This is a genomic window from Chryseobacterium sp. CG10_8, from assembly GCF_058117085.1.
Map to the genome: position 1 here is coordinate 1 of NZ_JBYVEB010000232.1, position 1278 is coordinate 1278.

Here is a 1278-nt window from a genome sequence, read left to right on the forward strand (position 1 = left end):
AAAATACAGAAGACACTCTACTTATAATTACACTGTAAATAACCCAATTAGGTTTATTGACCCCGATGGAAGGGGGACTACAGATTGGGTTCATAATCGTTTAACAAATAGTGTTTATTGGAATGATGATGCAGTAAGTCAAGCAACAGCGGGAGAAAATGAAACTTATCTTGGGAAATCAGGAACCTACACTGCTGAAGATGGATCTACTACTTTACTTAACCCCGATCAATCCTATAAAAATAATTCTTTGCTTGGTGGGTTAGGATTAGTTAACAATTTAGACCCTTTAATACAAGCTGGCGATCAAGGACCTTTAATGAGCGCTATGATTTTTGGAAATTCCAACGATCCTAATGCTCCTTCTATAAGTCGAATCCCAGAATCTCGTGGAAAAACAGACATCCAAATGCTGGTTTCAGAAAATCCTTTAGTCCAAGATGCTGTGTTGGGGGCTGTAACAGCTGGTACAGGAAGTTGGTTGTTGAGAGGAGCGAGAGGAGCATCAACTACAACCACTCTTTATAGATCAGTTTCTCCTGCAGAATTAGCAGACATAGGAGCTAATGGATTGCGTATGGGTGAGACGGGGTATGCAACAGAAAAACTATTTACCACAACAGCAAGTGATGCTTCATTTTTCTCAAAATCTTTCTATCCTTGGGACAAGACTGCAAATACTATTATAAAAGTTAAAGTTCCAAATAGTGTAATGCAAACTTCAGGTTCTTTTATTATGGATGGAAAGAGTGTAATATCTATACCAGCCAATCAGTTACAAAATATTAAAAGCGTGAAAGCACTTAACTATAGTCCTATTCCTTAGTCTAACATTTTTTTCATGACAACAATTAAAGCAATATTGCATCTGTATAATACTATTAGAAAAACTCCTTTTTCTAATGGTTATCGCCCAGCTTTTGATTTTGGATCAGGAAGCTTAACATCAGGAAGAGTATTACTAGAAGGGAATCAAAAATTTTATCCTGGCGAGTCAAAAGAAGTTATTATTAACTTTATGTTTGAGGAGTTTATAAAAAATAAATTAAAAGTTGGGGAAAAGATTAATTTTTATGAAGGAACAAATCACTTGGGTGAAATAAAAATATTAAAAATTTTAGATAATTAAGAATAAAACTCCCTCGCTTTTGCGAGGGAGTTTTATTCTTACGAATACGCTTTTCTGGCTTTAGCATCTCGGCTACGTATAGCGGCTTGTAATTTTAGTCTTCGTTTATAAAAATAGGATTTAATAGTATAACTTTTTGTTTATTAGAC

The 1278-nt window shown here is 34.7% G+C and carries 2 protein-coding genes; both read left to right on the top strand.

Annotated features, from left to right (window positions below; genetic code table 11):
• Positions 1-826, top strand: an 826-nt coding sequence (locus AC4AGG_RS16445) for a hypothetical protein (RefSeq protein WP_489773107.1), incomplete at its 5' end; no start/stop codon positions are given.
• 15 nt (positions 827-841) lie between these two features.
• Entirely contained in the window at positions 842-1129 is a 288-nt protein-coding gene (locus AC4AGG_RS16450; protein WP_489773108.1) for a hypothetical protein, read from the top strand.
• Positions 1130-1278: the final 149 nt, after the last annotated feature.

Excerpts from the sequence above, each read along its gene's own strand:
- AC4AGG_RS16450 (WP_489773108.1), top strand. The coding sequence starts at position 842 with ATGACAACAATTAAAGCAATATTGCATCTGTATAATACTATTAGAAAA.